The sequence below is a fragment of the Muricoccus roseus genome (assembly GCF_900141905.1).
Taxonomy (GTDB): domain Bacteria; phylum Pseudomonadota; class Alphaproteobacteria; order Acetobacterales; family Acetobacteraceae; genus Roseomonas; species Roseomonas rosea.
Window position 1 is genome coordinate 204,999 of record NZ_FQZF01000003.1, and the last position, 25,855, is coordinate 230,853.

Genomic DNA, 25,855 nt, shown 5'->3' on the forward strand with positions numbered 1-25,855 from the left:
CGGGTGACGAACCTCGCCACCCCGATCGACCGCAACGCCGCCTTCACCCCGGACAAGGTCGCGATCCGCTTTGAAGGCGCGGCCATCACCTATGCCGGTTTCGCACGGGACGTGGCGCGCGCCGCCTCCCTGCTGCGCAGGCGCCATGGGGTGGGCCGGGGTGACCGGGTGGCGGTGCTGGCCACAAACGGTCCGGCCTATCTCGCCCTGCTCTATGCCTGCGCCCGGCTGGGCGCCATCCTGCTGCCGCTGAACTGGCGGCTGGCCGCGGCGGAGCTGGGCTACATCCTGCAGCATGCCGAGGCGCAGGTCGCCTTCGTGGAACCCGCCTTCGCCACAACCCTGCAGGAAGCGGCCCCGGAACTTCCCGCCGCACCACTCGAAATCCCGGAGGGCGATGCGGATTGGGATGGCCCCGGCCGCTTCGAGGACCCGCTGCTCCTCGTCTATACCTCCGGCACCACCGGCCGGCCGAAAGGCGCGCTGCTGCGGCAGGAGGCGCTCTTCCACAACGCGGTGATGAGCCACCACCTGCATGGCATGACGGCCGAGGACCACATCCTCGCCGCCCTTCCCTTCTTCCATGTCGGGGGCCTCAACATCCAGACCACGCCGGCGCTGCAGATCGGCGCCACGGTCACGGTGCATGCGCGCTTCGTGCCGGAGGCCGTGATGGAGGCCATCGCCACGGACCGCCCGACGCTGATGCTGACGGTGCCGGCCGTCCTCCGCGCGCTGATGGCGACGCCGGGCTGGAACGAGCTGGACCTGTCCAGCCTCCGCGCGATCAGCACGGGCTCCGAGCCCGTCCACCAGGCCCTGATCGACGCGGTGATGGCGCGGGGCGTTCCCCTGCTCCAGGTCTATGGCGCGACGGAGAGCTGCCCCATCGCCATCTACACGCGCCTGGGCGGCGATCTCTCGCGCGGCACTTCCACCGGCCTGCCGGGGCTGCTCTGCGAGGCCCGGATCGCCGACGAGGCCGGGCGCGAGCTGCCGCATGGCGTGGCCGGCGAGGTGCTGCTGCGCGGCCGCAACCTATTCGCCGGCTATTGGCGCGACGAGGCTGCGACGGCTTCCTGCATGCAGGACGGCTGGTACCGCACCGGGGACATCGGCACGCGGGATTCCGATGGCTACTTCTTCGTCCATGACCGCAAGAAGAACATGATCATCTCCGGTGGCGAGAACATCTACCCGGCGGAGGTGGAGCGCGTGCTGCTGGAGCATCCGGCCATCGCGGAGGCGGCCGTGCTCGGCGCGCCGGACCCGAAATGGCAGGAGGTGCCCGTGGCTTTCCTCGTCCTCCGCGCCGGCATGGTGCTGGAGGAGGAGGCGGTACGCGCCCATGTCTCCGCGAGGCTGGCGCGCTTCAAGGTGCCCCGCCGCGTGGTCTTCACCGACAGCCTGCCGCGCACCGCCCTCGGCAAGGTGCGGCATTTCGAGCTTCGACCCCTGATCGGAACCGACGCATGACGCTTCGCATCGCCGTCCTCGGTGGCGGCAATGGCTCCTTCGCGGCGGCGGGGGACATGGCTCTGGCCGGGCATGAGGTGCGGCTGTGGCGGCGCGATGCGGCAGCGGTGGCAGCCCATAAAGCCGCGGGCGGCACCATCGCGGTGAAGGACGCGAAGGGCACGCATGAGGCGCGGCTGGCGCTGGTGACGACGGACATGGCCGAGGCCCTGCGCGGCGCGCAGCTCATCCTCTGCCCGGCCCCGGCCACGGCGCAGGCCGATATCGCGGAACTGCTGGCGCCCTGCCTGGAGGACGGGCAGGTGGTGTTCCTGCCCCCCGGCACGCTCGGCACGGTGCTGATGGCACATAGGCTGCACCGGAGCGGCCGCAGGCCGGCGGTGGCCTTCGCCGAAACCGGCACCCTGCCCTGGCTCGCCCGCAAGCGCGGCCCGCACGAGGTGGCGGTCACGGTGCGCGCCGTCCGCCTGCCGGTCGGCGTCTTTCCGCTCGACCGGGCGGAGATGGCGCTGCAGGTGATCGGTGAGGCCTTCCCCGGCGTGGTCGAACCCTGTGGCGATGCGCTGTCCGGTGCGCTGATGAATGCGGGCGCCATCATCCACCCGCCCCTCATCGTCATGAATGCCGGCCCGCTCGAGCATTTCGAGAAATGGGACATCCACAACGAGGGCACCGTCCCCGCCATCCGCCGCACCACCGACGCGCTGGATGCCGAGCGCATGGCGGTGCGCGAGGCGCTGGGCTACGGCCCGCCACATTTCCCCCTGGCGCATCACTACGCCAAGTCGGGCGAGGAGTGGATGTATGGCCGCGCCTCGCATGACCGGCTGACCGAATCCGGGGACTGGCGGGAGCGCATCATCCTCACCCAGCACCGCTATATGATGGAGGACCTGCGCCTCGGCCTCTCGCTCATCATCTCGGCGGCGGCGCTGGCCGGGGTGGAGGTGCCGCTTGCGAAGGGCTTCTCCGCCATCGGCGCGGCGATCCGCGGCGAGGCGCCGGACCATGCCGGGCGGACGCTCGCCGATGTCGGGCTGGGCGGCCTGGACCGCGAGGGCATCGGGCAGGTGCTGCGCCATGGCTTCGCCTGAGCGCACGCCCATCCTCTGCCTCGGCGCGGGGCGGATGGGGCGGGGCATCGCGGTGCAATTCGCCTATGCCGGGCATCCCGTCACGCTGCTGGATGCCAAGCCGCGCAGCGCGGAGGCCTTCGCGGCACTGGAGACGGAGGCGCTGGCCGAGATCGGCGCCGCGCTGCGCACCCTGGGCGAGCTGGGCCTTTTCGATCCAGCGCATGCCGATGCCCTTCTCTCCCGCGTGCGCGTCGCGCCGGAAGCGGCGGCGGCGGAGGCGCTGGGCGGCGCCGGCATCGTCTTCGAGGGCGTGCCGGAGGTGCTGGACCTCAAGCGCGAGACCCTGGCCCGCGCCTCGGCCCTGATGGCGCCCGGGGCGATCCTGGCCTCCACCACCTCCACCATCCTGGTGGACGATCTCTCGCCCTCCGTCGCCGGGCCGGAGCGCTTCCTCAACGCCCATTGGCTCAACCCGGCCTATATCGTCCCGCTGGTCGAGGTCTCGCCCGGGCGGGCGACGGCGCCGGAGACGATCGCGCGGCTGAACGCCGTGCTGGAATCCGTCGGCAAGGTGCCGGTGGTTTGCGCGGCCAGCCCCGGCTTCATCGTGCCCCGCATCCAGACCCTGGCGATGAACGAGGCGGCCCGCATGGTGGAGGAAGGCGTCGCGAGCGCGGAGGACATCGACAAGGCCGTGAAATACGGCTTCGGCTTCCGCTTCGGCGTGCTGGGCGTGCTGGAGTTCATCGACTGGGGCGGCGGGGACATCCTCTACCACGCGAGCCGCTACCTGACCGGCGCGCTGGGGCATGAGCGCTACCGCGCGCCCGAGGTGATCGAGCACAACATGCGGGAGGGGCGGATTGGGCTTCGCACCGGCCAGGGTTTCCTGAATTATGCCGGCCGCGACATGGACGCCTATCGCCGCCAGCGCCTTGCTGCGCTGATCGACAGACTGCGGGCCGAAGGGCTCGCCAAGCCACCCGTGCTGCCGGAGTGAACCGGGAGAACACGAGGGGACACAGAGGAAACGCGGCCACAGGGCGGCATGGACGACGCAAGAGCGAGGAGTGCTGCATGTTCGGTCGGAGAGAATGGACCCGCTTGGCTCTGGGCGCCGGGGCGGGGTTGGCGGCAGGGTCTGTGCCGGGTTCGGGCGCGCGCGCCCAGGGCAGCTGGCCGGACCGCCCGCTGCGCTGGGTGGTGGGCTATGGTGCCGGCGGCGCGAGCGACATCTTCGCGCGCATGATCGCCAAGCAGATGGGCCCGACGATCGGCCAGTCCATCGTCGTCGAGAACCGCCCGAGCGGCGGTGCCATCGTGGCGACGGAGAACGTCATCCGCTCCCCAGCCGATGGCTACTCGCTGCTGCATGTCGACAACGGCGTCCTCATCTACAACCCCGCGCTCTATGCCCGGCTTCCCTTCGATCCTGACAAGGACCTGACGAGCGTCGCCTTCATCGGCCGCTTCCCGATGCTGGTGCTGGTCCGCCCCGAAAGCCCCTTCGCGGATTTCGCCGGCATGCTGGCCGAATCGAAGAAGAGGAGCCTCACCTTCGGGACGCCGGCCGTCGCCTCGCCGCACCAGCTGGCGATGGAGGTGCTGAAGCGTCATTCCGGGCTGGAGGCCACGCATGTGCCGTATCGGGGCATGCCGGCGGTGCTGAACGACCTCGTCTCCGGCCAGGTGGATTGCGTGGTGTCCGACATCACCAACGCCCTGCCCTTCCTGAGCACCGGGCGCGCCCGCGGAATCATGGTGATCGGGGATAGCCGCGCCAGCGCCGCCCCGCAGGTGCCCACGGCGGTGGAGCTCGGTTACCCCCGCGCGGTCGCCTATGGGTGGCAGGGCATCTCGGTCGCCGCCGCGACCGCGCCCGCCATCGTGGAACGGCTGAACAGCCTGATCCGCGCCGCGATCGAGAGCCCGGAGGTTTCGAAGCAGATGCGCGACATCGGGGCCGAACTGGTGCCGCGCAGCCCCGCCGAGATGGCGGAGTTCGTGCGCGCCGAGAACGCGGTGTGGCGGCCGCTGATCCGGGACCTCGCGATCCGGCTGGACGTGTGATGTGGCGGGGCGGGAGGCTTGCCCCCGCCCCTCTCCCTCAGGTGCCGCAGAAGGTCATGTAGGGCGCCTCGCTCGGCACGGGCGGCGCATCAGCGCCGGGCTGGTCTTCGAAGGGGCGGGCCAGGCTCTCCAGCAGCGACTCGAAGGGGCCGAGGTCGTCGCGCACGATCGCCGCCTCCAGCGCCGCCTCCACCAGATGGTTCCGGGGGATGACGGCCGGGTTCACCGCGCGCATGGCGGCGGCGCGCGCCGCAGGCTCGCCCCCCTCCTCCGCCAGCCGCGCGCGCCAGGTCACGGCCCAGGCGTCATAGGCGGCCGGATCGTTGAAGAGGTCCCGCACCGCTGCATCCCCTTCGGGAGCTTCCGCCGCGCGGCAGAGGCGACGGAAGGTGAGGGTGAAATCGGCATTGTTGGCCGCCATGGCCTTCAGCAGATCGCCCGCCAGGGCCACGTCGCCCATCCGGTCCCCGGGCAGGCCGATCTTCGCGCGAAGCCCGCCGAGATAGGCCGCCTCGAAGGCCGGGGCGAAGCCGTGCAGCACCTCCTGCGCCACGGCGAGCCCGGCCTCCTCATCCTCGCCCAGCAGCGGCAGCAGCGTCTCGGCGAGCCGGGCGAGGTTCCACTGCATGATGCGGGGCTGGTTGCCATAGGCGTAGCGGCCGAACTGGTCGATGGAGCTGAACACCGTGGCGGGGTCGTAGGCATCCATGAAGGCGCAGGGACCGTAGTCGATCGTCTCGCCCGAGACGGAGGTGTTGTCGGTGTTCATCACGCCATGGATGAAGCCGATCAGCATCCAGCGCGCGACCAGCGAGGCCTGGCGGGCCACCACGCCCTCCAGGAAGGCCCGGTAGGGGTTCGCCGCTTCCGCCGCCGCCGGGTCGTGCCGGGCGATGGCGTGGTCGGCCAGGATGCGAAGCCCCTCCACATCCCCCCGCGCGGCGAAATAGACGAAGGTGCCGACGCGGATATGGCTGGAGGCCACGCGGGTCAGCACCGCACCGGGCAGCGGCGTCTCGCGCATGACTGGCTGGCCCGTGGCCACGGCCGCGAGGGCGCGGGTGGTCGGCACGCCGAGCGCGTGCATCGCCTCGCTCACCAGGTATTCCCGCAGCACCGGCCCCATGGCGGCGCGCCCATCGCCCCCGCGGGAGAAGGGCGTGCGGCCCGAGCCCTTGAGCTGGATGTCGAAGCGTTGCCCGTCCGGCGCCACGACCTCCCCCAGCAGGATCGCGCGGCCATCCCCGAGCTGGGGCACGAAATTGCCGAACTGGTGCCCGGCATAGGCCGTGGCGATCGGCTCCGCCCCCTCAGGCACGCGGTTGCCGGCCAGGATGGCGGCGCCTTCCGGCGTGGCGAGGGCGACCGGATTCAGGCCCAGCCGCTCGGCCAGGGCCGTATTCAGCTTCAGCAACCGCGGGGCCGCCACGGGGGTCGGATCGAGCCGTGCGCGGAAGCGCTCGGGCAGGCGGGCATAGGAGTTGTCGAAGGGGAAGCGGATCGCCCGCCCCTCCCGGGCCGCCTCGAGCGTGCCGGTGTCCGAAATGCTCATGATGACAGGGAGATCGAGCGGGGACGGCCGTGAAACAACCCCCAGCCCCATCGCGACCGCGCGAGGCTCAGGCGCTCTCCCTCCGGGCCAGGGCAGCGAGGCGCCCCGCCGCCCCGGCATTCGCCTCCGCCTCGATGGCGCGATAGGTGCGGACCACCGCCTCGCCCAGGGGCGTCAGCCTCGCCCCGCCGCCGCCGGCGCCTCCGGCCGCCGTCTCGGCCACGGGTTCGCCCAGGCCGGTGTTCAACGCCTCCACCAGCTCCCAGGCGCGGCGATAGGACATGCCCAGGGCCCGCCCGGCACCAGAGATGGAGCCTGCCCGGCCGATCTCCTCCAGCAGCCGCACCTTGCCCGGGCCGATCCGCAGCCCCCCGCCCAGATCCAGGCGAAGACTGAGACGCGGAGCTGTTTCGCCGCTGCCGCGAGGGGAGCGCTTCGGGGGAGGCATGAGGACAAGGGATCATGCGTCGCCATGGGCGGCAACCGGCGCGGGGCTTCCGGGAGAGGGCTCCGCCCTCCACCCGCCAAGGGCCTGAGGCCCTTGGAACCCCGCCTGACTGCCGTGGATACCCCGGATTGAAGGGAGCTCTGGTTGCAGGGCGCCCTTCCTGCTCTTGCAGCCGCCTGAGGTCATCGACCTCAGGCGCACCGCCAGTCGATTGAATCCAACTTGAAGAGAAAGATGATGGTGAGGGGTCCGGGGAGAGGAGGAATTCCTTATTCCTCTCCCCGGGACAAACCGTCACATCAGGATCAAGCGCAAAGCCGGACCGAGGAGCCGCGGCTTGCAGCGGCACGCGGCTTCGGCTGCATTGCCCATGCAGCCGCCGGAGACGATTCATGACCGCATGGCCCACCGCGACCGGCCGCTACGCGCTGGGCGACCTGCCCGTGCTGAAGGGCGGCACGGTCCCCGAGGCGACGCTGCACTGGAAGACGCATGGCACGCTGTCCCCGGCGCGCGACAATGTCATCCTCTACCCCACCAGCTATGGTGCGACGGCGGCGGAGCTGGAATGGCTCATCCGGCCGGATGGCGTGCTCGACCCGGCGCGCTGGTTCGTCGTGCAGATCGACATGTTCGGCAATGGTGTCTCCACTTCGCCCGCCGATACGCCCGGCTATCCCTCCCTCGTCACCGCCCATGACAACGTCCATGCCCAGCGCCGCCTGCTGCGGGAGGTGCTCGGGATCGAAGCGCTGCGGGCTGTCTATGGATGGTCCATGGGGGCGCAGCAGGCCTATCACTGGGCCGCGCTCTTCCCGGAGGCGGTGGAGGCCGTGTTCGTCAATTGCGGCAGCGCGCGCACGGCCGTGCACAACCGGGTCTTCACCCGGGCGCAGATGGCCATCCTGGAAGCCGCCCCGGAGCATGACGGAAGGGGCGGCTTCTCCGCCCAGCCCGTAGCCGCTCTGCGCGCCTTCGGCCGCAACTATGCGGGCTATGCGATGAGCCAGGACTTCTACCGCGCCGGCTTGCACATCACGCCGCAGACACCGGACCTGGAAGCCTACCTGGCCGTGTGGGACGGGCGCTTCGTCCACAAGAAGGCGGCGAACCTGCTGGCCCAGATGCGCTGCTGGAACGCGGGCGACATCAGCGACAACCCGACCTTCAACGGCGACCTGCAAGCGGCCCTGCGGGCCATCGAAGCCCGCGTGCTGCTGATGCCCGGCGCCACCGACATCTATTTCCGCGTGGCGGACAACGAGGCGGAGCTGCCGCATCTGCGCCGTGCCGAGCTGCGCCCCATTCCCAGCATCTGGGGCCACCGCGCCGGCAACCCAATGGACAATGCGGAGGACACGGCCTTCCTTCGCCGCTGCGTGGAGGAATGGCTAGGTGTGCAGTCCCGGGGAGTAGTGGTGCATCCTTGACCCGCGAGGGGGAGGATGCCCTATGGCAGCAAGTCTTCACGGCTCAGCCCGAACAACGCCGCCAGTTCGAGCCGAGCTCCAGGCGTCGCAAGCGTCGGGCCGCGCTCTCGCCGCCCAGTACCGCCTGAACCCCAAGACGATCGCGAAATGGCGGGGGCGCACCGGCACGGCGGACGCGCCGATGGGGCCGCGTCAGGCTCGCAGCACCGGCCTCACCGAGGCCGAGGAAGCCATGATCGTCGAGTTCCGCCGCCGCACCCTCCTGCCGCTCGACGATGTCATGGAATGCTTGAGGGAGACCATTCCAACGCTGTCCCGGTCCGCCCTGCACCGCTGTGTGGCCCGGCATGGGATCTCCCGCCTGCCACAGGGAGAGGAGAAGGCCTCCAAACGCGGCCGCTTCGCCGAGACCAAGATCGGCTTCGTTCATATCGATGCCTGCGAACTGCGCCTCGCCGAGGGCAAGCTGCACATGTTCCTCGCCATCGACCGGGTCACGTAGTTTACCTACGTCGAGTTCCACGACCGCTCGACCATGGCCATCGGGGCGGCCTTCCTGAGAGGCGTCCTGGCGGCATTCCCTTATCAACTTCGCGCCGTGCTGACGGACAACGGCATCGCCTTCGCCGACGCACCGCGACACCGCAGCGGGCCGACCGCCCGCTACCGCGGGCATGCCTTCGACCGCGTCTGCTGGGAACACGGCATCGAGCACCGGCTCACCAAGCCCTACCACCCCTGGACCAACGGTCAGGCCGAGCGGATGAACCGCACGGTCAAGGACGCGACCGTCAAGGCCTTCCACTACCCCGACCTTGCCGCCTTGCAGGCGCACGTCCTGGCCTTCGTTCGGGCCTACAACTTCGCCAAGCACCTCAAAGCGCTCCGATGGCGAACGCCCTTCCAGGCCGCCTGCGACGCCTGGACCAAGAACCCCGCCATCTTCACCATCAACCCGCACCACCTCATCCCGGGACCAAACAACTCCACGCTCGCTGGCACTGCCGCGGTTCCTCTCGCTTAATCGGATCACATTGCGTGTAGATCACGTGTCTCGCCGACCCATCCTTTGGACCTTCGATGGCGCTTCGCTTGTGCCTCTCCAGCAAGACCGGCACCTTCTGACTCAGGCCCGACGACCCCGTGAAACAATAAAAATCCGCCCCCCCCTCCTGGGGGCTGGTCAGGGGAAAACATCACAGGGGCCAAAGTACGCCGAACTTGGCTGTGTGCCGGCAAGGGTGTCGCGCGTGAGTATCGCTCTCGCGCTGGTAAACTTAACTTTCGCCGGCCCTGAAGCCGAGCGCATTCTTCGTGTTGAGAGGAAGAGATCCCTGCTCAAGAGGCGCTCTGGCTTGCTCGGAAACGTACTTTGCCGCTCGCGGTGAGCGAAAGGCCCGCCGCACTCCCCCCAAAGTCGCCGCGGCCGCAATCGGCGTTGTTACGCGATTACGACAACGGGCTCAGGTCACGCCGGCCGCAGATGATAGCCACGGCCCAGGTAGTCGAAGCCGTCCAACTCGTTGATGGGGACGTCTGGCCGAGACGGAGACGCATAGTAAGCGCGGATCTCGGAAATCAGTCCGCTCGCCGGGTCGAAGCGGTACCACTCGTCCCCGCGCAGGGCGGCGTTCTGCTTGCCCTTCCAATGCGTCCACTCGATCACGGCCTCGGGCACGCCTTCTGGCCCGCCATCTTCGGACCCGCACAACACGCGCTCGATTGTCCACTGGCTGCCCAGTGTTTCTACGCACCACACCCAGCCCTTGGCGATAGCGTCTGCACCGCGCCACGGCGCGCCGGGGAGGCCGGGGGGGAAGTAGTGCACGGCGTCCGGCGTGAAGCAGGAAACCAAGGCATCGTAATCGGCCGAGTTGCATGCTTCGAAGTATCGGCGGATCAGGACCTCGCGCTTGTCCATGACGATCACTCCGCGGCTTCGGGAGCGGCCTGGGGCGCGCGGATCCGTGCCGCGTCCTCCGGGCGCGACCCGGCGGCCTGCCAGGTGGCGAAATCGGCACGGGTTTGCTCGGTGGGAGGATACACGCCCCAAAGCGCCTCCCCGGCCCCGACGCGGAGCGCAAGATACTTCTCCAGCGGGTCGCGTCGTTCACAAGCCTCCAACACCTGGAGTGCGACATGGCGCGGGATGACGGTGATGCCGTCCACCTCGCCATGGATGATGTCGCCCGGGTAGACGGCCACGTCCGCGCAGGCGACCGGCACGTTCAGATCGGCGACGTGGTGGTAGGAGAGGCGCGTGGAAGCTACGACCTCGCGGCAATAGGCCGGCAAGGTCATGCCGGCGATCTCGGAACCGTCGCGGAACGAGCCGTCTGTGATCACGCCGACAACGCCGCGCTTCTGCATGCGTGTCAGCAGCATGTTGCCCATCGAGGCGGCACGCGGGTCGTTGCGACTATCGATGACCACGACCTGGTTCGGCCGGGTGGCTTCCACACCGACCCATTGCAGGTTGTCCTCGTTCGGACGCGGCGTGAGCGTGGCGTAGGTTTCCACGTCCTCGCGGGCCGGGATCATTCGCATCGTGTAGGCCTCACCGGCGAAGGAGGGCAGGTTCGGGTTCAAAGGCTTCAGCCCGACAAGGAAGCACTGCTTGTAACCGAGCCGGAAGAGCTCCGTCGTGATGGAGCCGGAGGAGCATCGTGCAAGCCGAGCCAGATGGTCGGGCGTGATCGTTATGGTCTCGGGTTTGGGCGGCATGGCGTTGATCCTGTTCCTCTTCGGCGGACCATGGGCAAGCGTCCGCGTGCCGGTCAACGCGGAAGGGGCTTGCGTTCCGGGCCGGAGGGGGAAAATCTCCCGCCATGTCCCACATTGTGGATCAAGCGGGGGAGAAGCCCGACGCCCGGACCGAGGGCGCGGCCCTGCTCGACAAGGCCTGTGACGTGCTTGAGGCAATCGCCGCCAGCCGGGGCGGCATCGGGCAGGCGGAGCTCGCTCTTCAACTCGGCATGTCCCGCACAACGCTGTACCGCATCCTCGGCGCCTTGGTCGCCCGTGGCCTGGTGCGGCAAGACCCTGCGCGCCGCGTCTATGCTCTCGGCTTTCGCTTGCTGGAGATGGCGCAGAGCCCGGGGCTGGCGAGTGGACCGGTAGGCCCGGATCTCGCGGCCATCGCGGCGCCGGAGCTGCGCGCATTGCGCGATGCCACTGGAGAGACGGCCTATGTCGCGGTGATGGAGGGACGCGAGGTGCTCTCGCTCGGCAAGTTCGAAGGGGCACACGAAGTCCGCTCCGCGACCCGGCTGGGTCAGCGCAAGCCATTGCACTGCACCAGCCAGGGCAAGGCCATTCTCGCCTTCCTGCCGGAGGAGGAGCGGGAGGGTGTCCTGAAGCGTCTGCCTCTGCCAGCACTGACGCCGCACACCATCACCGATCGGCGGCGCTTCGCCACATCACTCCGCATCATTCGCTCGCGGGGCTTCTCCATCGACGATGAGGAGATCGCGCTTGGCATCCGCTGCGTGGGCGCGCCGATCCTGAATGCGGAGGGAAAGGTGCTGGGGGCGGTAAGCGTCGCGGGCCCCTCTTTCCGCATGACGCGCGAGCGGGTGGATCTGCTGGGGCCGGAGCTCGCCGCCGCCGGCCGCCGCATCGGCGCCGGGGTGCGCTCGCCCTCCCCCACGCCGCACGTCTCCTCCATAACGGTCCTGCCAGGGCCCGCGGCATTCTTTGGCCTCGGCCCGCGGAGCTCGGGCCCGGCGCTCTGGTGGGCGGATGCGCTGGCGCCGGAGCTGCGGCTCCTTTCAGGCGCGGAGGACCGGCGCGTTACACGCTGGGAGGCGCCTATACGCGGCCTGGCAGCCGCCCCGGAGGGCGACGCCCTGGTGCTGGATGCGACCGGCCACCTGGCCCGTATCGCGCCCGGGGGAAAGGTGCGCCGCGAGTTCTCCTCCCCGACACTTGCGGAGATCCGCGGCTTCCGCGTGCACCCGGAAGGGACCGTTTGGGGAATCCAGTGGTTGGCCGAGGAAGGAGCAAGCCTGATCGGGCCCATGCAGCTCGACGGAATGCTCGGCCGCAGCTGGCGCCTTCCGGGCCAGGCCGTGGCCCTAGCCTGGGCGGTGGATGGCGGCGCGCTCTTCGCAGCGGTACCAAGCTCCGGCACCGTCTACAAGCTGGAGCTGGGTCGCCCCGTGCCCTTGACGCTGGCCCGCCTCCCTGCCGGCGGCGGCCGCCCGGCAGGGCTGGCCACGGACGTGGAGGGCGGCGTGTGGGTGGCGCTGCAGGACGGATGGAGCGTTGCGCGCCTCTCGCCGGAGGGAGAGGTGGAGCGCGTGCTGCCCCTGCCGGTCCCGCGTCCGACCGATCTGGCCTTCGGTGGGCAAGGGCTCACGACGCTCTACATCGCCACCGCACGGGACGGGGTGGCACTGGAGACGCTCGCCTCAGCACCACTGTCCGGGCGCCTCCTCGCCGCCTCGCCAGGGGTCACCGGCGTGGCGGAATCCGAGGCGCGGCTTCTGTGATCCAGCCGGCCTCTACTCGGCGGTGATCTTGGAGACCTGTGCTACTTGGCGCCACTTGGAGACCTCGGAGGCGACAAAGGCGGTGTAGTCTTCCGAGGAGTTGCCTCCGGGCACGAGGCCGAGTGTGGCAAGGCGTTCCTTCAGCGGTCCGTTCACCGCCTTCGAGACCTCCTGCTGCAGCCGCTGCAGCACGGACCCGGATGTGCCGGCAGGGGCCGAGACGCCGGTCCAGGACACCGCGACCACCTCAGCAAAGCCAGCCTCGCTGATAGTCGCGACCTGCGGGAACATGGCGCTGCGCTCCGCGCTCGTGACGGCGAGCACGCGCAAGCGCCCCTCCTGCGAATGCGGCAGCACAGCATCGGCATTCGTGATCAGCACCGGAACCTGGCCCGCCATGACGTCCGTCAATGCCGCCGCACCGCCACGATAGGGAACGTGCTCGATCTCGAGACCCGCCTTCTGCTTGAACAGCTCCATGGCCATGTGGCTCGAAGAGCCGATACCCGAGCTGGCGTAGTTGTGCTTGCCCGGTTCGCGCCGCACCATCGCGACGAGATCGCCCAGTGTGCGAGCGGCGAAGGACGGATGGACCGCGATGGCATTCGGCCCGGAAGCGATCATGGTGACATGGGTGAAGTCGCGCACGGGGTCGTAGGGCATGGCGCGGTAGAGGGCGGCGTTGATCCCGTGCGAGCCGACGCCGGACAGCAGCAGCGTGTTGCCGTCAGCCGGCGCGCGCAGCACGGAGGCGGAGCCGACATTGCCGTTTGCGCCCGCCCGGTTCTCCACCACCACGGTAGTCCCCAGTGCCTTGGAGAGTTCCTGCGCCACGAAGCGTCCCATCAGGTCGCTCGTGCCGCCCGGCGGGAAAGGCACCACGAAGGTGATGAACCGGCCGGGCCAGGCGCCCTGCGCGAGGGCCGGAGCGGCGAGCGCGGCGAGCCCCGCCGCGAGCGCGCCGCGGCGCGAGATGGTGCTCTTGGTCACGATGTTTCCTCCGCTGGGCTTCACGGCCCTGAACTCGACGTCAGAGCCTTACACGCGCGCAGCGGCGGCTTGAACACGCCTGATTCAGACCTTTCCCACCATATGGGAGGGCAGAGGAATGCCGAGGCGCTCCGCCCAGGGCCGCAGCGCCTCGACGGTCTCGGGCCGTAGCGAGACGCCCTCCGCCATGGCCGTCTCGCGCCGGCGCAGGCCGGCCTCGCCTGGCAGGCGCATGGCGCCGCCGCCCGGGCGGGGCGTGCTCGCCCGACAGTTTTTCGCGATGGAGCCGGTCTGCAGGGTGAAAGCCGCGAGCCCAGCGAAGGCGCCGGGATCGGTCACCTGGATGAAGATGGCGTTGACCATGCCCTTCACCCCGTCGCCCGCCCACGGCCCCACAGGCCCTGGCTCATCGCCTCGGCGTAAAGGGCCCAGCCATAGCCCTTCTGGCCATGGTCGAGACCGCCTGCCGGCAGCACCGTGCCGCCCGCGTTGGAGAACCGTGGGGTCATCCGTGGCCTCGCCCGAAGCCTCCATCAGCCAGGGCCGCTCGTAGCGCCGCCCCTCCCGCGCGAGGCGCATTGCCATGTTGTTGGTGGTGACTGAGGCGCTGATGTCGATCAGCACCGGGTCGCCGCCGGTCGGGAATCCTGCCGCGAAGGGCGCGGGCGAGAGCGCACCGCGCGTGCCGCCAAAGGGCGCCACCGAGGCGACGCCGGGCGCCGAGGACGCCATGGTGACGACGAGGCCGCGGGCGGTGACGCGCTCGAGATAGGCCGCGAGGCCGCCCATGTGATGCCCGTTGCCGATCGCGGTGCCCACCATGCCGAACCGCGGCGCACGCTCCATGGCCAGGTCGAGCGCCCTGGGCACCGGCCACGGCCCGGGCAGGCGCCTCCCGCCCCAGGCGACGGTGGCGCCGCGATCCGCGATGACCTCCGGCTCCCCCTCCAGGGTCATGCTGCCGGAGGCGATCTCGTCGAGGTGGCGCGGCAGCAGGGCGACACCGTGGGTGTCATGGCCCATCCGGTCGGCCTCGATCAGCACCTCGGCGACCGCCGCGGCCTTCTCCGTTCCCATTCCGGCCGCGCACAGCAGCGCGGCGGCCAAGTCGCGCAATTCCTCAGCCCTCATGCCATCACGCCAATATGCCACGGGACGAATTCGTTGGTGCCCATGCCTGAAACCTTGCTCTTCGTGCGCTCGCCGGATGCGTGGCGGAGAAGCTGCCGGAAGATGCGCTCGCCCATTTCGGGCAGCGTCGCCTCACCGTCGATGATCACGCCGCAGTTGATGTCCATGTCGTCCCGCATGCGCTCGTACATCGGCGTGTTGGAGGAAAGCTTGATGGTGGGTGCGGGAAGCGAGCCGAAGCAGGAGTCGCGGCCGGTGGTGAACATAACCATGTTCGCGCCACCCGCGATCTGTCCCGTGGCGGAAACCGGGTCGTAGCCCGGGGTGTCCATGAAGACCAGGCCGTGCTGCGTCACCGGCTCGGCATACTGGTACACCTCCATCAGCGGCGATGAGCCGCCCTTCTTCGCCCCGCCCAGCGACTTCTCCAGCACGTTGTCAGGCCGCCGGCATTGTTGCCGGGACTGACACGGCCGTTGATCTGCGTATTGCGTCCCTCGTTGTAGGTCAGCCACCAGTTCATGCGATCGACGAGCTTCTGGCCTACCGCGGGCGAGGCGGCGCGGGCGGTCAGCGTGTGCTCCACCCCGAAGATCTCGCATGTCTCAGACAGGATCGCGGTGCCGCCGTGGCGGATCAGAATGTCCATGGCCACCCCGAGCGCCGGATTGGCAGAGAGACCCGAAAAACCGTCGGAGCCGCCACACTGCATGCCGATGAGCAGGTGCTCGGCCTAGGCTGAGGCCTGGCTGGATGGGGCGGTGAAGCCGGCCACGAGGAAATCCGTCAGCCGCCGCACCACCTCTTCCGTGTCGTCCGTGGTGAAGCGTCCCTCGGAAACCTCCGCCAGCCGGTCGAAGCCCGAGAGCATGTAGAGATAGGTGCCTACCGCGAACATCATGCGCCAATGGGCGTCCGCCGCATCCAGCCCGGGCACGGCACGCTGAAGGGCCGCGATGTAGTTGCGGGTGGAGCTGTCATACACCTCGCGCCGCAGGCGGAGTGCCAGCTCATCCGGCTCATGGTGCAGCCGGGCCTGCATGCGCACGAAGGCCATGGCCTGCGGCCCCTCGTGCCGCAGCTTGAACTGCGGCGTGAGATAGGCCGTCACCAGCGCCCGCGCCGTCGGCGGCTCCGGCCGTGCCAGCAGCGCGTCGAGCAGCGCCTGCCGCTCGCGCGAGACCTCCAGGCCCCGGCGCTTGAACAAGGTCTCGAACAGCCCCTGCTTGCTGCCAAAATAATAGATGATCAGCGCCTGCGTCACATCCGCCCGCTGGGCGATCTCGCGCAGCGAGGCGGCGACATAGCCGTGATCGGCGAAGACCTGCTCGGCCACGGCCAGGATGTTGTCCTGCGTCGAGACCCCGTCCGGATCGGCCGGGCGGCGGCCGATCCGCCGGCGGGGCGCCGCGGCGCTCGTCATGCTTCAGGGGCCATCAGGCCGCCGCGCGGGTCGGCTCGACCAGCGGCACGTTGAACACGTCGTATCCGAAGACCCAGGCCGGATCCTCGTTCGTGCGCAGCCAGGTGTTGTCATGCGACACCTTCTGGACGCGCGACGCCCGCTCGATCCGGTTCGCGCGGTAGAGGGCGAAGGCGGCCTCGTAATCCTCCGTGCCCACCGCCTTGAAGCAGCGTGCGAGCATGGCGGCATCCTCGATCGCCATGGCGGCGCCCTGGGCCATGTGGGGTTTCATCGGGTGGCAGGCATCGCCCAGCATCACCATCCGCCCACGGCTCCAGAGCGGCAGCGGGTCGCGCTCCAGCAGCGGCCATTTCGTGATCTCGGAGCAGGCGTCGATGAGCGATTGCACCATGGGGTGGTAGCCGGCGAAAGCTTCGCGCATCTCCTCCTGGCTGCTCTCCACCCAGGCCTTGCTCATGTCCCATTCGGCCTGGGGCACGCCGGTGACGTAGTAGTACTCGTCCTGCTGCTCGGTGACGTAATAGACCATCATGTGGCGGTCCTCGGACCACCACTTCACGCACTGGTCGAACTTGTAGCCGTATTTCGCCAGGGCCGAGGCCGGGAAGACGGCGCGATGGGCCACCCAGCCGGTGTAGCGCGGCAGCTCTGTGCCCAGCATGTGCTCGCGGATGACGGAGTTCACGCCATCGGCGCCGATCACGATATCGGCCTCGGCCGTCGTGCCATCGGCGAAGGTCAGCAGCACGTCCTTGCCGCGGTCGGCGATCGCCGTCAGGCGCTTGTCGTAAAGCAGGGAGGCGGAGGGCACCGCATCAACCATCAGCTGGTGGAAATCGCCGCGATGCACCGTGAGGTAGGAGGCGCCATAGGTCTTGCGGGCGTAGTCGCCCAGCGGGATCTGGGAGAGGATCGCGCCGTCGTTCCAGTTCCGGCTGTACCAGTAGTCCGGATGCGAGCCCATCGCCTGCATCGGCGCCTCGAGGCCGATGCGGCGCATGATCTTCATCACATTCGGCCCGACATGGATGCCGGCGCCCAGGCGCGAGAAGGCCGGCGCCTGCTCGTAAAGCGTGGCGTCGAAGCCCTCCGCGCGCAGCAGCAGGGCGGCGGAGATCCCGCCGAGCCCGGCTCCGACGATGGCGATGCGAGGCTTGCTCATGATCCCGTCTCCTGCACGGCTGGCATTATTTAACTACACGTTCAGTTAGATGAAAGCGCAATCTGTCAATGGGCCGGCGTCGCCCGCAGCCGGGCGACGGCCTGGGGCAGATTCCCCCAGGGCGCACGCCCCGGTGCGAAATTCGCGCGGATGAAGCGGGCGAGGGTTTCCACCTGACGGTCGCTTAGGCTGTCGCGGAAAGCCGGCATTTCGCCATGCCCCGGAATGGGCGGGCGGATGCCGTCCAGGATCACCCGCAGCAGGTTGTCGGGCCGGTCGCTGTGCACATTGCTGTTCAAGGCCAGCGCCACCTCGGGCCCCTCCTGCGCGTCGCCGCCATGGCAGGCCGCGCAGGCGCCCTGGAACAGCCGCGCCCCCTCGCTGCCGCCCTGCCGCGGGCCCATCGCCGCGGCCGCCACCAGCGGCGCCGGATCAACCTCGGCCGGCACGGGATTCAGGGAGGCGAGGTAATGCGCCATGGCCCGGATATCGGCATCCGGTAGGGCCTGGAGGTCCGCGACGACCGGCGCCATGGAACCGGCCGCCACGCCGTGGCGGGGCGAATGGCCGGTGCGGAGATAGCTGTAGAAATCCGCCTCTGTCCAAGGGACCGGCGCGCGGGAGAGGCTGCTGAGCGCCGGCGCTTCCCACCCCTCCACCACGGCGCCCGCGAAACGCGCGGCCCCGCCCCGTTCCGCGCCCAGCGCGTTGCGCGGCGTGTGGCAGGCGCCGCAATGGCCCAGCGCATTCACGAGGTAGTTGCCGCGGTTCCATTCCGCCGGCATCGCGGGGTCCGGCTCCATCGCGCCCGGGCGGTGGAAGAGTAGGTTCCAGCCAGCCATCAGCGGCCGGATGTTGTAGGGAAAGGCGAGCTTCGTATCGGGCACCACGGAGCGCACGGGAGCCTGCGCCATGAGATAGGCGTATAGGGCCAGCAGGTCTTCATCCGTCATCTTCGAATAGGCGGTGTAGGGAAAGGCGGGATAGAGATGCCGCCCGTCCCGCGCGATGCCCTGGCGCATGGCGCGCTGGAAGGCCGCGAAGGAATAGGCGCCGATCCCCGTCTCCACATCCGGCGTGATGTTGGTGGACCAGATCCGGCCGAAGCCCGTGTCCAGCGCCAGCCCGCCCGCATTCGCCACGCCGCCGGGGGTGGTGTGGCACACGGCGCAATCGCCGGCCGCCGCCAGCAGCCGTCCGCGCTCGATCTGCGCGGCGGAGAACACGTCGGCCCCCGGCGGCTTCGCCGGGGCCATGGCCGAAGCCCAGCCGATCGCCGCCCCCGCCGCGACGACCAGCCCGCCCGCGAGCCCGCCGAAGCCCGCGAACCAGCGCCGCCGCATCCGCTTCGCCTCCGCCTGCATCACGGGCCGCAGCCCCTCGCGGATCACCTCCGGCGTGAAGGGCACGCGGCGGAAGCGCACGCCCGTGGCATCGAAGATGGCATTGGCGATGGCGGCCGCGCTGGGCACCGAGGCGGATTCCCCGGCCCCGAGCGGCGGCTCCTCCGGCCGCGGCATCATCAGCACCTCGATCTCCGGCACCTCGCAGAAGTCGAGGATGGGGTAGCCGCCCCATTCCTGGCTCGCCACCAACCCGTTCTCGAAGGAGACGCGCTCCTTCAGCACGCGGCTGGTGGCCTGGATGACGTTGCCATGCACCTGGTGGCGGACGCCATCCGGATTGATCATCAACCCCGCATCGTGGCCGGTGACGATGCGTGTCGCCGTCACCTCGCCCGTGCGGCGGTTCACCTCCACCTCGGCCACCCAGGCCGCCCAGGCCGCGCCATAGCCCGGGAACTTGCTGTGCACGTAGAGCGCATAGGCGAAGCCCTGCCCGCGCAGGATGTCGCCCTCGGCCTTCATGCGCGGGCCGGTGCGCTTCTCCCAGCCGGCACGCTCGGCCACCGCCTTCACCAGGTCGATGGCGCGTGCGTCCTTCAGGTAGCGCAGCCGGTACTCCACCGGGTCCACCCCCGCCTCGGCCGCGCATTCGTCGATCCAGGATTCATGCGCGAAGGTGCTGGGCAGGGAGGAGACCCCCCGCATCCAGGAAGCGCGCACGATCGGCGGCATGTCCTCCACCGCGATCCGCATCGCCGGGTAGTCATAGGGGGGAATGGCGGTGCGGTCGCCCATCTGCAGAACCGCCGGCTCGGCCTTCACCTGCCCGGTCAGCAGCAGCCCTAGCAGCGGCGCATCGTTCGAGGGATAGCGCGAGACGAAGTCATAGGCCGCGACCCCGCCCGCCGCATCCAGCCCGCCATCCACGTCGATGAGCTGCGCGGAGCCCTTGGGCTCCCACAGATGCTCCTGCTCCCGCGTGAGCTGCACGCGCACCGGCCGCCCCACGGCGCGGGAAAGCAGCGCGGCATCGCCGCATACGTCATCCGCGCAGTTGCGGCCGTAGCAGCCGGCCGCCTCCATCCGCGTGACCTCGATCCGCGCCTCCGGCATGGCCATGAGCTGCGCCAGCGCCGCGCGGAGCATGTGCGGGTTCTGCGTGCCCGACCAAAGCTGCAGCCGCCCCTCGGCCCATTCCGCCACGGCACAGGACGGGCCGATGGAGCCGTGCATCTGGTAGGGCCAGGAATAGCTGCGCGGCAGGCGCCTGGCGGCGCCGGCCAGCGCCGCATCCACATCCCCCGTGTCCCTGAGTATCCGGCGGGTGGAAGGGTTCTCCCGCAGCGCCCGCTCCACATCGTCCAGGCTGGCCGGGGCGGTGAAAGCCTTCCAGGCCACGCGCAACTCCCGCGCCGCGCGCGCCGCCTCCTCCTCGCGCTCCGCCACCACGCCGACGAAGTCGCCGATCACCACCACATCCACGAGGCCGGGGATGTGCGCGACGGAATCCCGCTCGACCGAAAGCAGGCTGTTGCCGATGAAGGCGCCGGCATCCAGCCCGGCATAGGGCGGCCGCACGACGCGCCCATGCAGCATGCCCGGCACGCGCATGTCATGCACGAAAACCAGCCCGCCTGTGGCCTTGGCGGGAATGTCCAGGCGCGGCACGGGCTGGCCGACGATCCGGTACTCCTCCACCCGCTTCAGCGGCGCCGCCCCGCTCAGCGGCACCACCTCCCGCGCCCCATGCAGCAGCTCGGCATAGGAGACGCTGCGCCCGTCGCCGGCCGAGACCACGCCCTCCGAAACCTGAAGCGCCTCCGTCCCCAGCCGCGCCGCGGCAAGGGCCAGCAAGGTCCGCCGCGCCTCCGCCGCCGCCTGCCGGAGCGGCACGGCGGAGATCTGGATCGTCTCGCTGGCGATGGTGGGGCCCTGGTCCGGCGTGCGCCCGGTATGGCCCAGCACCATGTTCACCTGATCCAGGCGGACATCCAGTTCCTCCGCGACGATCTGCGCCAGCGCCGTGCGGATGCCGGTGCCCAGGTCCACATGGCCGTTGAAGGCGGCCACGCTGCCATCGTCGAAGACGGCGACGAAGACATCCTCCTCGTCCCGCTCATTCGCTCCCGGCTCGGTTCCCGGGACCGGCGCGCGCCTGCGGGTGATGGCGAGCACGCCGTCCTGCCGCAGCAGGCCCTGCCGGTCAGTTTCCCGCCGCGCCCGCATCGTCACGCCGCCCGTTCCGCGGCCGCGCGCCGCACCGCCGCCAGGATTTCCATATGGGTGCCGCAGCGGCAGAGATTATGGGCCAGCGCCTCGCGGATCTGCGCTTCGCTCGGCGCCGGGTTCCGCTCCAGCAGCGCCACCGTGGTCATGATCATGCCGTTGAGGCAGTAGCCGCATTGCGCGCCCTGCTCAGCGATGAAGGCGGCCTGCACGGGATGCGGCGCCTCGATCGTGCCCAGCCCCTCCAGCGTCGTCACCCGCCGCCCCTCCGTGCGGGAGAGGGGCAACACGCAGGAGCGGACGGCCCGGCCATCCAGCAGCACGGTGCAGGCCCCGCATTCCCCGAGGCCGCAGCCATATTTCGGGCCGTTCAGCGCCAGGTCGTTCCGCAGCACCGCCAGGAGCGGCGCCGAGGGATCGAGATGCAGCACCTGCCGCCGCCCGTTCACCTCCAGCGCGATCTCCCGCGGCGCGGGCATCACACCGCCAGATACTGCGTGCGCGCGGCCTCGTCCGCCCGCAGCTCGGCCATGGTGCCGGACCAGACCACGCGGCCCTTTTCCACCACCGTCGCGCTATCGGCCACGCCGCCCGCGAAATGCAGGTTCTGCTCGGCCAGGAGGATGGTCAGCCCCTCCCCCTTCAGCGCCAGGATGGCCTTCGCCATCTGCTCGACGATCACGGGCGCCAGCCCCTCGCTCGGCTCGTCCAGCAGCACCAGCCGCGGGTTGCCCATCAGCGTGCGCGCGATGGTCAGCATCTGCTGCTCGCCACCGCTCATCCGCCCGCCCGGGCGGTCCCGCATCCGGCCGAGATTGGGAAAGAGCTCGAACAGCCGCTCCGCCGTCCAGGGCCGCATGCCGCCCCGGGCCGGCTGCTTCCCGACCTCGAGGTTCTCCATCACCGTCAGGTCGGCGAAGACCCGCCGGTCCTCCGGCACATAGCCCAGGCCGCGCCGGGCGATGCGGTGCGGCTCCTCGCCCGCGATCTCCTGCCCATCGAAGCGGATGTGCCCGCTGGTCGGCCGAACCAGGCCGATGATGGACTTCATCGTCGTGCTCTTGCCCGCGCCGTTGCGGCCGAGCAGCACGCGCACCTCGCTGGAGCCCACCTGCAGCGACATACCCTGGAGGATATGGGCACGGCCGTAATGCGTGTTCAGCGCCTCGACCTGCAGCATCTCAATGCCCCCCGCTCGTCGCGCCGGTGCCGAGATAGATCTCGCGCACCGCCGGATTGGCGCGGATCGACGCCCCGTCCCCTTCGGCGATCAGCGTGCCGCGGTTCAGCACCAGGATCCGGTCCGAGACATCGAACACCACATCCATGTCATGCTCGGTGAACAGCACCGCCACGCCGCGCTCGGTCGCCAGCCTGCGCGTCAGCTGCATCAGCCCCACGCGCTCGGCCGGCGCCATGCCCGCGGTCGGCTCGTCCATCAGCAGCAGGCGCGGCGCGTTGCCGAGCGCGATGGCCAGCTCCAGCCGCTTCAGGTCGCCATAGGCCAGCACGCCCGTCGCGCGCTCCGCCTGCGCCTCCAACCCCACCTGCGCCAGCAGCGCATCCGCCTCCTCGGCATGGCGCCCGGCCACCGGACGCCAGAACTGCCAGATCTCCCGGCGGTGGGAGAGAAGCGCCATCTGCACATTCTCCCGCACCGTCATGGAGCCGAAGGTGGCCGTGATCTGGAAGGTCCGCCCCACCCCCCGGCGCGCGATGGCGCGCGGGCTCAGCCCGGTGATGGGCTTCCCCTCCAGCAGCACGGAACCCGCATCCGGCACGAGCTGCCCGCCCACCATGTTGAAGCAGGTGGACTTGCCGGCGCCGTTCGGCCCGATCAGCGCCAGCATCTCCCCGGGCGCGACGGCGAAGGAGACATCCCCCACCGCCTGCACACCCCCGAAGGACTTGCTCAGCCCCTGGACGACCAGGACGCTCATGCCTCCCGCCCCCGCAGCCAGAGCCGCCGCGCGGCACCCGCGATGCCCTCGGGGAAGGCCACGACCAGCAGCACGATCACCGTGCCCAGCACCAGGCGCCACAGGTCGGTGGAGCGGACGAGGATATCCGCGAGCCCCGTATAGACCAGCGCGCCGATGATCGGCCCCGCCACCGTCTGCAACCCGCCGAGCAGCACCATCAGCAGCGCCTCCACCGAATGCGGGATGGAGATGTAGGTCGGGAAGATGCCGCCCTTGCTGTAGGAGAAGATGGCGCCGGCCAGCCCGCAGGCCGCGCCCGCGATCACCAGCGCGACCATCCGCAGCCGCTTCACGTCCAGCCCGATGGATTGCGCGCGCATCGCCGAATCCCGCGCCGCCCGCAGCGCATAGCCATAGGGTGCGTAGAGCGCGCGCCGGAGCAGCAGCGCCACGGAAACCGCCAGCGCCAGCGCGATCCAGTAGAAGGTGGCGGGGTTGCGCGCCCATTCCGGCGGCCAGAGGCCCAGCAGCCCGTTGTCGCCCCCCGTCACCTCCACCCATTGGAAGGAGATGGCCCAGACGATCTGCGCGAAGGCGAGGGTCAGCATGGAGAGATACACGCCCGACAGCCGCACGACGAACCAGCCGAACAGCGCCGCCACGATGCCGGCCAGGATGGGCGCGGCCAGCAGCCCCACCGGCATGGGGGCACCCAGCCACTGCATCAGCAGCCCCGCCGCATAGGCCCCGATGCCGAACCAGGCAGCATGGCCGAAGCTCGCCATCCCGCCCGGCCCCATCATGAAATGCAGCGAGGTGGCGAAGATGACGGCCACGCAGGCATCAGTCAGCACGGTCAGGTAATACTCGCCGGCGACCAGGGGCGCGGCCGCCGCCAGCACCAGCGCGACGAGGCCGAGGATCCGCAACTCCCGCGGGGCCGGGCGTATGACCGGGGCGGCCGCGGTCGCCTCGCGCGCCTCGGCCTGCGGGCGCCCCATCAGCCCGTTGGGGCGGAACACCAGCACCACCGCCATCACCAGGAACACCAACACCAGCGTGATCTTCGGCACCAACACGATCCCGAAGGCCTGGAGGATTCCGATGAGCAGGCTGGCCAGGAAGGCGCCGGGCAGGCTGCCCAGCCCTCCCACCACCACCACCACGAAGGCATCGGTGATGATGGAGAGGTCGATGTTCAGATTGGCCGAGGCATTGGGCAGGGACAGCGCGCCGCCCAGCCCCGCCAGCCCCGCGCCTAGGGCGAAGACGGAGGTGAAGAGCGTGCGCTGGTTCACGCCCAGCGCGGCCACCATCTCGCGGTCCAGCGTCGCCGCCCGCACCAGCGTGCCCCAGCGCGTGCGGTTCATCAGCAGCCAGAGCAGCCCGAGCACGACAGGCCCGACGAAGATGAGGATCAGGTCATAGAAGGGGAAGCGGTTCCCCGCGATCTCGACGAAGCCCCGCAGCCAGCGCGGACGCGGCAGGGGAAGCTCCACCGCACCCCAGATCCACAGCGTGACATCCTGCAGCACCAGCACCACGCCGAAGGTGGCGAGCAGCTGGAACAGCTCCGGCGCGCGATAGACCCGCCGCAGCACCACCACCTCCAGCACCACGCCGATCAGCGCGGTGGCGAGCACGGTGAGCAGGATGCCCAGCACGAACCACTCGGGGTCCCGGGGCAGGCGGGTGAGGATGCTCCAGCCGATATAGGCGCCGAGCATCATCAGCGAACCATGGGAGAAGTTCACGATCCGGGTGACGCCGAAGATGATTGTCAGCCCCGATGCGACGAGAAAGAGCGAAGAGGCCCCGGCGAGCCCGGTGAGCAACTGCGGAATGAGGCTGTCCATCGAACCCGCCGGGCCTTCGCCTAGTTCGCGCTGGCGGGGCGCATGCCGCGCACCACGTCGTCGCCCGGCAGCAGGTCCTTGCCGTCGATGTAGCGCCAATCGACCATCACGCCCTCGTTCCGGCGGAGCGCGGTCTTGCCGACATAGACGCCGAGCGTGCCCTGGTGATCGATGGCGCGATAGGTCGCCTGGCCCGCCGGCGTGTCGAAGCTGGCGCCGCGGAAGCCCTCCACCATCTTCTCCGTCTCGGTCGTGCCCGCCTTGGCGACGCCGGCCGCGATGGAGTTGATGAGCGAGTAGCCGACCAGAGAGCCGCACATCGGCTTCGCGTTGAACTTCTGGCGGTAGGCGGCGGCATAGGTCTTGTGGGCGGGCGTGTCGACCAGCTCCCCCGGATAGCCCGTGACGGTCCAGCCCTCCGGCGCCTCGTCGCCCAGCGGGTCGAGATATTCGGGCTCGCCCGTCAGCATGGAGACCACGGCGCGGCGCTCGAACAGCCCGCGCGTGTTGCCCTGCCGGACGAAGTTCGTCAGGTCCGGCCCGAAGAGCACGTTGAAGATCGCCTCCGGCCGCGCCTGCTCCAGCGCCTGCACGGTCGCGCCCGCATCCACCCGGCCCAGCGCCGGCCACTGCTCGGCCACGAATTGCACGTCCGGCCGCTTGGCCGAGAGGATCTGGCGGAACCACTTCACGGCGGACTGGCCGTATTCGTAGTTCGGCGAAACGGTGACCCAGCGCTTGGCCGGCAGCTTCGCCGCCTCTTCCGCCAGGATCGCGGCCTGCATGTAGGTGGAGGGACGAAGGCGGAAGGTGTAGCGGTTGCCGCGTTCCCACACCATCGCATCCGTCAGCGGCTCGCCGCCGATATAGAGCCGCTTGTTCTGCGCGGCATACTCGCTCAGCGCCAGGCCGACATTGGAGAGGAAGGCGCCCGCCAGCACATCGACCTTCTGGTCGTTGTACAGCTCGCCGGCCAGGCGCACCGCGTCCTGCGGGCGGCCGGCGTCGTCGCGGGTGATCAGCTCCAGCGGGCGCCCGAGCACGCCGCCCCTGGCATTGATCTGCTCCACAGCCAGCTGCATCGCGTTGCGGTAGGGCAGGGTGAAGGCGGGCTGCGAGGTGTAGCTGTTGATCTCGCCGATGCGGATCGGGTTGCTTCCCTGCGCACGCAGGAGGCCGGGAAGCGCGAGCGCGCCGGACGCGCCGAGAACGAGGCGCCGTGTCATGGGCATGGTGCTACTCCTGCTGTGT

The 25,855-nt window shown here is 69.9% G+C and carries 20 protein-coding genes and 2 pseudogenes; 7 read left to right on the forward strand and 15 right to left on the reverse strand.

What is annotated here, in order from left to right; all coding sequences use genetic code 11:
* The first annotated feature begins 3 nt into the window (after nucleotides 1-3).
* The 4 genes from BUB97_RS03335 (at nucleotide 4) to BUB97_RS03350 (ending at nucleotide 4,622) form a co-directional block, all read left to right on the forward strand.
* Complete coding sequence (locus BUB97_RS03335; RefSeq protein WP_073131417.1) at nucleotides 4-1,476, forward strand: class I adenylate-forming enzyme family protein; 1,473 nt, start codon at nucleotides 4-6, stop codon at nucleotides 1,474-1,476.
* Nucleotides 1,473-2,570: an NAD/NADP-dependent octopine/nopaline dehydrogenase family protein gene (locus BUB97_RS03340; protein WP_073131419.1), complete on the forward strand. Its 1,098-nt coding sequence runs from the start codon at nucleotides 1,473-1,475 to the stop codon at nucleotides 2,568-2,570. Before BUB97_RS03335 ends, BUB97_RS03340 begins: the two co-directional genes overlap by 4 nt.
* Nucleotides 2,557-3,552, forward strand: a complete 996-nt coding sequence (locus tag BUB97_RS03345; RefSeq protein WP_073131421.1) for a 3-hydroxybutyryl-CoA dehydrogenase — start codon at nucleotides 2,557-2,559, stop codon at nucleotides 3,550-3,552. Before BUB97_RS03340 ends, BUB97_RS03345 begins: the two co-directional genes overlap by 14 nt.
* Before the next feature lie 77 nt (nucleotides 3,553-3,629).
* Nucleotides 3,630-4,622: a Bug family tripartite tricarboxylate transporter substrate binding protein gene (locus tag BUB97_RS03350; RefSeq protein WP_073131423.1), complete on the forward strand. Its 993-nt coding sequence runs from the start codon at nucleotides 3,630-3,632 to the stop codon at nucleotides 4,620-4,622.
* A 37-nt stretch (nucleotides 4,623-4,659) separates the two neighbouring features.
* Here the strand turns inward: BUB97_RS03350 and BUB97_RS03355 are convergent, their stop codons facing one another.
* Nucleotides 4,660-6,174 (reverse strand): protein adenylyltransferase SelO, encoded by a 1,515-nt coding sequence (locus BUB97_RS03355; RefSeq protein WP_073131425.1) that lies wholly within the window; start codon nucleotides 6,172-6,174, stop codon nucleotides 4,660-4,662.
* 67 nt (nucleotides 6,175-6,241) lie between these two features.
* On the reverse strand, nucleotides 6,242-6,622 hold the full coding sequence (locus BUB97_RS03360) for a winged helix-turn-helix domain-containing protein (RefSeq protein WP_073131427.1): 381 nt from the start codon (nucleotides 6,620-6,622) through the stop codon (nucleotides 6,242-6,244).
* A 392-nt stretch (nucleotides 6,623-7,014) separates the two neighbouring features.
* On the opposite strand from BUB97_RS03360, the gene BUB97_RS03365 reads away from it, so the two are divergent.
* A complete protein-coding gene (locus BUB97_RS03365) occupies nucleotides 7,015-8,052 on the forward strand; it encodes an alpha/beta fold hydrolase (RefSeq protein ID WP_073131429.1) in 1,038 nt (345 codons plus the stop codon).
* Between the two features lie 22 nt (nucleotides 8,053-8,074).
* A pseudogene (locus BUB97_RS03370) lies at nucleotides 8,075-9,076 on the forward strand (IS481 family transposase).
* 444 nt (nucleotides 9,077-9,520) lie between these two features.
* Here BUB97_RS03370 and BUB97_RS03375 read toward each other — a convergent pair.
* Complete coding sequence (locus tag BUB97_RS03375; protein WP_073131629.1) at nucleotides 9,521-9,973, reverse strand: nuclear transport factor 2 family protein; 453 nt, start codon at nucleotides 9,971-9,973, stop codon at nucleotides 9,521-9,523.
* Nucleotides 9,974-9,978: 5 nt separating this feature from the next.
* Nucleotides 9,979-10,776: an RraA family protein gene (locus BUB97_RS03380; protein WP_073131431.1), complete on the reverse strand. Its 798-nt coding sequence runs from the start codon at nucleotides 10,774-10,776 to the stop codon at nucleotides 9,979-9,981.
* Nucleotides 10,777-10,880: 104 nt separating this feature from the next.
* On the opposite strand from BUB97_RS03380, the gene BUB97_RS03385 reads away from it, so the two are divergent.
* The gene (locus tag BUB97_RS03385; protein WP_073131434.1) at nucleotides 10,881-12,545 is read left to right on the forward strand and encodes an IclR family transcriptional regulator domain-containing protein; all 1,665 of its coding nucleotides are present in this window, start codon (nucleotides 10,881-10,883) and stop codon (nucleotides 12,543-12,545) included.
* 12 nt (nucleotides 12,546-12,557) lie between these two features.
* On the opposite strand, the gene BUB97_RS03390 is transcribed toward BUB97_RS03385, so the two are convergent.
* The 11 genes and pseudogenes from BUB97_RS03390 to BUB97_RS03440 form a co-directional block, all read right to left on the reverse strand.
* Entirely contained in the window at nucleotides 12,558-13,535 is a 978-nt protein-coding gene (locus BUB97_RS03390) for a Bug family tripartite tricarboxylate transporter substrate binding protein (protein WP_073131436.1), read from the reverse strand.
* Between the two features lie 84 nt (nucleotides 13,536-13,619).
* Nucleotides 13,620-14,666, reverse strand: coding sequence for an Ldh family oxidoreductase (locus tag BUB97_RS03395; RefSeq protein WP_086061861.1), 1,047 nt, complete (start codon nucleotides 14,664-14,666; stop codon nucleotides 13,620-13,622).
* A pseudogene (locus BUB97_RS03400) lies at nucleotides 14,663-15,399 on the reverse strand (altronate dehydratase); the annotation flags it as partial. The pseudogene BUB97_RS03400 and the gene BUB97_RS03395, both read right to left, overlap by 4 nt.
* Complete coding sequence (locus BUB97_RS03405) at nucleotides 15,400-16,089, reverse strand: TetR/AcrR family transcriptional regulator (protein WP_073131440.1); 690 nt, start codon at nucleotides 16,087-16,089, stop codon at nucleotides 15,400-15,402.
* 13 nt (nucleotides 16,090-16,102) lie between these two features.
* On the reverse strand, nucleotides 16,103-17,254 hold the full coding sequence (locus tag BUB97_RS03410) for an FAD-dependent monooxygenase (RefSeq protein WP_073131442.1): 1,152 nt from the start codon (nucleotides 17,252-17,254) through the stop codon (nucleotides 16,103-16,105).
* A 65-nt stretch (nucleotides 17,255-17,319) separates the two neighbouring features.
* Nucleotides 17,320-20,826, reverse strand: coding sequence for a molybdopterin cofactor-binding domain-containing protein (locus BUB97_RS03415; protein WP_073131444.1), 3,507 nt, complete (start codon nucleotides 20,824-20,826; stop codon nucleotides 17,320-17,322).
* A gap of 2 nt (nucleotides 20,827-20,828) precedes the next feature.
* Nucleotides 20,829-21,305, reverse strand: a complete 477-nt coding sequence (locus BUB97_RS03420) for a (2Fe-2S)-binding protein (RefSeq protein ID WP_073131446.1) — start codon at nucleotides 21,303-21,305, stop codon at nucleotides 20,829-20,831.
* On the reverse strand, nucleotides 21,305-22,006 hold the full coding sequence (locus BUB97_RS03425; protein WP_073131448.1) for an ABC transporter ATP-binding protein: 702 nt from the start codon (nucleotides 22,004-22,006) through the stop codon (nucleotides 21,305-21,307). Before BUB97_RS03425 ends, BUB97_RS03420 begins: the two co-directional genes overlap by 1 nt.
* 1 nt (nucleotide 22,007) lies before the next feature.
* Nucleotides 22,008-22,766, reverse strand: coding sequence for an ABC transporter ATP-binding protein (locus tag BUB97_RS03430; RefSeq protein WP_073131450.1), 759 nt, complete (start codon nucleotides 22,764-22,766; stop codon nucleotides 22,008-22,010).
* On the reverse strand, nucleotides 22,763-24,604 hold the full coding sequence (locus BUB97_RS03435; RefSeq protein ID WP_073131452.1) for an ABC transporter permease: 1,842 nt from the start codon (nucleotides 24,602-24,604) through the stop codon (nucleotides 22,763-22,765). Before BUB97_RS03435 ends, BUB97_RS03430 begins: the two co-directional genes overlap by 4 nt.
* Before the next feature lie 20 nt (nucleotides 24,605-24,624).
* A complete protein-coding gene (locus tag BUB97_RS03440) occupies nucleotides 24,625-25,836 on the reverse strand; it encodes an ABC transporter substrate-binding protein (protein ID WP_073131454.1) in 1,212 nt (403 codons plus the stop codon).
* Nucleotides 25,837-25,855 lie beyond the last annotated feature (19 nt).

Coding starts and splice junctions, on each gene's coding strand:
- BUB97_RS03340 (WP_073131419.1), top strand. CDS start 1,473: ATGACGCTTCGCATCGCCGTCCTCGGTGGCGGCAATGGCTCCTTCGCG.
- BUB97_RS03345 (WP_073131421.1), top strand. CDS start 2,557: ATGGCTTCGCCTGAGCGCACGCCCATCCTCTGCCTCGGCGCGGGGCGG.
- BUB97_RS03350 (WP_073131423.1), top strand. CDS start 3,630: ATGTTCGGTCGGAGAGAATGGACCCGCTTGGCTCTGGGCGCCGGGGCG.
- BUB97_RS03355 (WP_073131425.1), bottom strand. CDS start 6,174: ATGAGCATTTCGGACACCGGCACGCTCGAGGCGGCCCGGGAGGGGCGG.
- BUB97_RS03360 (WP_073131427.1), bottom strand. CDS start 6,622: ATGCCTCCCCCGAAGCGCTCCCCTCGCGGCAGCGGCGAAACAGCTCCG.
- BUB97_RS03365 (WP_073131429.1), top strand. CDS start 7,015: ATGACCGCATGGCCCACCGCGACCGGCCGCTACGCGCTGGGCGACCTG.
- BUB97_RS03375 (WP_073131629.1), bottom strand. CDS start 9,973: ATGGACAAGCGCGAGGTCCTGATCCGCCGATACTTCGAAGCATGCAAC.
- BUB97_RS03380 (WP_073131431.1), bottom strand. CDS start 10,776: ATGCCGCCCAAACCCGAGACCATAACGATCACGCCCGACCATCTGGCT.
- BUB97_RS03385 (WP_073131434.1), top strand. CDS start 10,881: ATGTCCCACATTGTGGATCAAGCGGGGGAGAAGCCCGACGCCCGGACC.
- BUB97_RS03395 (WP_086061861.1), bottom strand. CDS start 14,666: ATGAGGGCTGAGGAATTGCGCGACTTGGCCGCCGCGCTGCTGTGCGCG.
- BUB97_RS03405 (WP_073131440.1), bottom strand. CDS start 16,089: ATGACGAGCGCCGCGGCGCCCCGCCGGCGGATCGGCCGCCGCCCGGCC.
- BUB97_RS03410 (WP_073131442.1), bottom strand. CDS start 17,254: ATGAGCAAGCCTCGCATCGCCATCGTCGGAGCCGGGCTCGGCGGGATC.
- BUB97_RS03415 (WP_073131444.1), bottom strand. CDS start 20,826: ATGCGGGCGCGGCGGGAAACTGACCGGCAGGGCCTGCTGCGGCAGGAC.
- BUB97_RS03420 (WP_073131446.1), bottom strand. CDS start 21,305: ATGCCCGCGCCGCGGGAGATCGCGCTGGAGGTGAACGGGCGGCGGCAG.
- BUB97_RS03425 (WP_073131448.1), bottom strand. CDS start 22,006: ATGCTGCAGGTCGAGGCGCTGAACACGCATTACGGCCGTGCCCATATC.
- BUB97_RS03430 (WP_073131450.1), bottom strand. CDS start 22,766: ATGAGCGTCCTGGTCGTCCAGGGGCTGAGCAAGTCCTTCGGGGGTGTG.
- BUB97_RS03435 (WP_073131452.1), bottom strand. CDS start 24,604: ATGGACAGCCTCATTCCGCAGTTGCTCACCGGGCTCGCCGGGGCCTCT.
- BUB97_RS03440 (WP_073131454.1), bottom strand. CDS start 25,836: ATGCCCATGACACGGCGCCTCGTTCTCGGCGCGTCCGGCGCGCTCGCG.